Origin of the sequence: Arthrobacter sp. Y81 (genome assembly GCF_002929335.1) — a bacterium.
Taxonomy (GTDB): Bacteria; Actinomycetota; Actinomycetes; order Actinomycetales; family Micrococcaceae; genus Arthrobacter.
In genome coordinates this window covers 1-4,812 of record NZ_PJIL01000042.1, presented here as the reverse complement: position 1 = coordinate 4,812, position 4,812 = coordinate 1, and the positions used below count along the sequence as shown (strand labels likewise).

Here is a 4,812-nt window from a genome sequence, read left to right as displayed (position 1 = left end):
CAACCACCCAACACCACCAAAAACCCGAACAGCCAGGACGCTCTCTCACATCCTGCACCCTCCAGGGCAACCCTCTCGCAGCGTCGGCTCTAGACTTACACTCCATGAGCCCCACAACCTCCGGACGCCCGGCCAAGCCGGCAACAATCCTCGACGTAGCGGCCGCCGCGGGGGTTTCACGCCAGACGGTCACGCGCGCCATGAACGGCATGCCGGGAATCAAGGAATCCACTCGGGAACGCGTGCAGGAGCTGGCGCGTGAACTTGGTTACACGCCGAGCCGTTTCGCAAAGGGCCTCGTCCAGGGATCGCGAACTTCCGTAGGGCTCGCCATCCCCGATCTCACGAATCCCTATTTCCCGGCATTTGCCTCGAGCGTGGTGGAACTGGCCACCCAGCGGGGCTGGCACATCGTGGTTGACGACTATGGTCATGGCGGCCGGAGCGGCCTGGATGCCGTGGAGCACCTGGCCCCCCATGTTGACGCCGTCATAGGATACCTGGGCGGGTACGCCGACCAGGCCCAGGCCGCGCTGGGCCGTCGTCCGCTGATTGTCCTTGACGAGATTGCCGGGAGCGCAGCCGGCAGTATCAATTTCGACTACACCCAGGCGGCGAAGCTGGCCGTGGACCATCTTTGGGGCGCGAACCGGCGCAACATCGCCTATCTGGACGCGTACGATGCCCGTCGATCGGCATTTCCGCCGGAAGGCCAGGTCCCCCGGGACTCCTCACCTGCGGGTGACATCGGGGCGTGCACGGTCCGCGGCCGTGCCGTCGCCAGCCGGCTGGACCAGACCGGGTCCCCGTGGTCACTGATCGCGGCAGAGGAGACGGCGGGCGCAGCGAGGGCGGCCGCGGCTGCCTTGCTCCGGGAGCGGCCGGGGATCGACGGCATCCTGGTCTTCAACGACCTGATGGCCGCCGGCGTCCTGAAGGCGGCATCCGACGCAGGGCTCCGGGTGCCGGACGACTGTGCAGTTGTCGGCATGGACGGCATCCCCTTGGGTGAGCTCCTGACGCCGGAGCTCAGCACCCTGGCGCTGGACCTGCGCGAGGTGGGGCGGGCCGCCGTCGAACTCCTTGACGGACTCCTGACGGGCGCCGTGGCGCCGGGCTCAGACTCCGCCCGGCTGACACTGGCGCATCAACTGATCCTCCGCAAGTCGGCCTGACCCGGTTCGCGGGCATCTCCGCCGGCCGCGCCGAGGCGAGCGGCAACGCTGGCCGTCGCAAAAGCCGTCAACACCCTGTTCAAGAACTGCGTACTCGCGTAGGATCCTAAGGAACGTGAACGTTCACGAATCTGGCCGGGCGCCGCGGCATATACAACGCCGCCCGGGTGCCGGAACAAACCCCAACCCGAGGAAGCGCCATGCCAGTTCAGCCCACCATCGCCGGCCGGGACACCGTTGCCGAAGCGGAATCCACCCTTGACCTGGCCGCTGAACAGGTGGCCGGGCTCGCATCCGTCGCTCCCCCGCAGGGGACTTTGCCGCCCCGGGCATTTCTGCAGAGCACCGCACCCAGGTTGTCCCTGAACGGCGACTGGAAGTTCAGGCTGCACCCCGGTATCCGGCAGGCACCGCAGGACGGCTGGCAGGAAGGTGGCGACCGTCCCGGTTTCGGCGATCTCCCGGTGCCGTCCAGCTGGGCCATGCACGGGCACGGAACCCCTTGGTACACGAATGTTCAGTTCCCCTTCGCTGTGGAACCACCCCACGCACCGGATGCCAACCCCGTGGGTGACCTGCTCTTTGAGTTTGCTGCGGGGCCGCAGTATTTCCCGTCGGCGCTGCTCCGCTTTGACGGCATCGAGTCCGCCGGAACGGTCTGGCTGAATGGAACTTTGCTCGGCACCACGCGCGGCAGCCGGCTCGCGCACGAATTCGACGTCACGGGAGTGCTGGTGCCGGGAATGAATGTCCTCGCCGTCCAGGTGGCCCAGTTCTCGGCAGCCAGTTACGTTGAGGACCAGGACATGTGGTGGCTGCCCGGCATCTTCCGGGACGTGACGCTGCAGGCCCGTCCGGCAGAGGGCATCGACGACGCCTTTGTCCACGCGGACTTTAACCACAGCACCGGCGAGGGCATCCTGCGCATCGAGGCGAGCCGGGCGGGTGAGCCGGTTGCCGCCGTCGTGCGCGTCCCGGAACTGGGGCTGGAACTGCCCGCAGGCGTGGAGCATCGTCTCCCGGAGATCACGCCGTGGTCCGCAGAGTTGCCGCGGCTTTACGACGCCACGGTCAGCACCACGGGGGAGACCGTCTCGGTGCAGATCGGCTTCCGCACCATCAGCATCGAGGATGCCCAGTTCAAGGTGAACGGGCGGCGGATCCTGCTCCGCGGCGTCAACCGCCACGAACACCATCCCAAGCTGGGCCGCGTGGTGCCGAGGGACGTCATGGAGAGCGAGCTGCGGCTGATGAAGCAGCACAACATCAATGCCATCCGGACGTCGCACTACCCGCCGCACCCGGACTTCCTGGCGCTGGCGGACCAGCTTGGCTTCTACGTTGTCCTCGAATGCGACCTGGAAACGCACGGCTTCGAGGAAGGCGGCTGGCGGCAGAATCCCAGCGCCGATCCGCAGTGGCAGCCCGCACTTGTCGACCGCATGTCCAGGACTGTGGAACGCGACAAGAACCACGCCTCGGTCATCATGTGGTCGCTGGGCAACGAGGCAGGCACCGGTGAGAACCTGGCCGCGATGTCCCGCTGGACCAAGCTCCGCGACCCCTCGAGGCCCCTCCACTACGAGGGCGACTGGACCTCGGCCTACGTGGACGTCTACTCACGGATGTACGCCAGCCAGGCGGAGACCGGGCTGATCGGCCAAGGTGTGGAGCCACCGCTTGATGACGCCGGCCTGGACGCACGGCGGCGGGGCATGCCCTTTGTGTTGTGTGAGTACGTCCACGCAATGGGCACCGGACCGGGCGGCATGTCCGAATACCAGGAGCTTTTCCATCGCTACCCGCGGCTGATGGGCGGCTTCGTGTGGGAGTGGCTGGAGCACGGCATCGCCCGCACAGGCCCTGACGGGCAGGAGCATTTCGTCTACGGAGGAGACTTCGGTGAGGAAGTCCACGACGGCAACTTCGTCACCGACGGACTCGTGGACGCCAACCGCGTCCCCCGCCCCGGCCTGCTGGATTTCAAGAAGGTCATCGAGCCGCTATCCATTGAGGTGGCGGCCGACTGGTCGGGCTTCTTGCTCACCAACCGCTTCGATTTCGCTGACACTTCGGGACTGGAGTTCCGGTACGTTGTGGAGGCCGACGGCGTGACGGTCGACGGCGGTTCGGTTGACGTTGCGCCGGTGGCGCCGCACGAGTCCGCCCATGTGCGCCTGCCAGCCGGCCTGTTGGAAAGTGCTGCCCAGTCGCCGGCGGTGTTGACGGTCAGGGCAGTGCTCCAGCAAGACGCCGCGTGGGCAGCGGCAGGCCACGAACTTGCCTGGGGCCAGGAATCGGCCAATCTGCCGGTCGCCCCGACGCCTGAGGCTAAAGCCGACGTGAAGGTGGAAGGCGATCTGCTTCGCCTTGGGCCGGCTGTCTTCGACCGGACCTCGGGCTCGCTCATCCGGCTGGGCGGCATTCCCGTGGAGGGGCTGCGGCTCCTGTTGTGGCGTGCAGCCACGGACAATGACGTCGGGGCGGAATGGGGGAGCCCGGATCCCCGCCCCGTGGCCACCCAATGGCTGGACGCCGGGCTCAACCGGATGCACACGCGACTTATCGGCCTTTCGTCCCGTCCCGTGGCTGGCGGGGAAGAGCTCGTGGTGCGGACCCGGGTTGCCCCGGCCGGCAAGCAGTTTGGAGTGCTCGCCGAATACGCCTGGTCCAGCGACGGGGCCAGTGTCAGCCTGCGGACCAAGGTCACGCCCGACGGCGAGTGGGTCAATGCCGGCTGGCCGGTGCCGTGGGCTCGGATAGGGGTTGAGCTTGTCATGGGGTCATCCACCCAGTCCGTGGAATGGTTCGGCCAGGGACCGCATCACAGCTATCCCGATACAGGCCAGGGCACCAAACGTGGCTGGTACGAGCTGCCGTTGAAGGACATGGACGTTGAATACGTCCGGCCCCAGGAGTCAGGCGCCCGTTCAGGCGTGTACCGGGCGGCGTTGGAGCTCGACGGCGGCCGGCTCGCCATTAGCGGTGAACCGTTTGCACTCACCGTGCGCCCGTACAGCCTGGAGGTACTGGACGCTGCCACCCACCGCCCCGACCTGGTTCCGGACGGCCGCAGCTACGTGTACCTCGATCACGCGGTGCATGGAGTCGGAACTGCGGCGTGCGGCCCGGGAGTCCTGGAAGGCTATCGGCTGGAGCCGCGGGAGGCCGACTTCTCGTTCGTATTTGGTGTGACTCAGTCCACATAAGACCGGACGGCGCTGAGGAGCCCCTGTGGACGCCAGGGTGGGCCGGAAATCCGCGGAATTCCGCGGATTTCCGGCCCACCCTCCCGGCGCGCATGCGCATTTGCGCGGGGTCCTCTGGGCGTGTAAAGTAATTCGAGTCGCCGCCGCTGATGCGGAAAGATAGCGACCGACCCCCTTCTGAATGGCCTGAAAAACGGCGTCTTTACTGGCGTGCGGAAACCGGGTGGGGGCCCTTGTGGTGGAGCTTGGATCTGCGGAAACGCCGGTTTGCAAAGCTTCCCGGAACCGGGTAAGTTTGGAAAGTTGCTCCGGAGCGATCCTTGACTGTTTGTTGGTTGTGGTGGTGCCGGGTGTGTCTGTTGTTTGAGAACTCAATAGTGTGCCAAGTTTGTTGATACCAATTTATTTATATGGATTGGTTGGATTTG

2 protein-coding genes are annotated in these 4,812 nt (G+C 66.2%); both read left to right on the top strand.

Going from position 1 to position 4,812, the window contains the following annotated elements:
• Positions 1-104 precede the first annotated feature (104 nt).
• Positions 105-1,175: a LacI family DNA-binding transcriptional regulator gene (locus tag CXQ91_RS24030; protein ID WP_104176353.1), complete on the top strand. Its 1,071-nt coding sequence runs from the start codon at positions 105-107 to the stop codon at positions 1,173-1,175.
• Between the two features lie 200 nt (positions 1,176-1,375).
• Positions 1,376-4,384, top strand: a complete 3,009-nt coding sequence (locus CXQ91_RS24025) for a glycoside hydrolase family 2 TIM barrel-domain containing protein (RefSeq protein WP_104176352.1) — start codon at positions 1,376-1,378, stop codon at positions 4,382-4,384.
• The last annotated feature ends 428 nt before the right edge of the window (positions 4,385-4,812 follow it).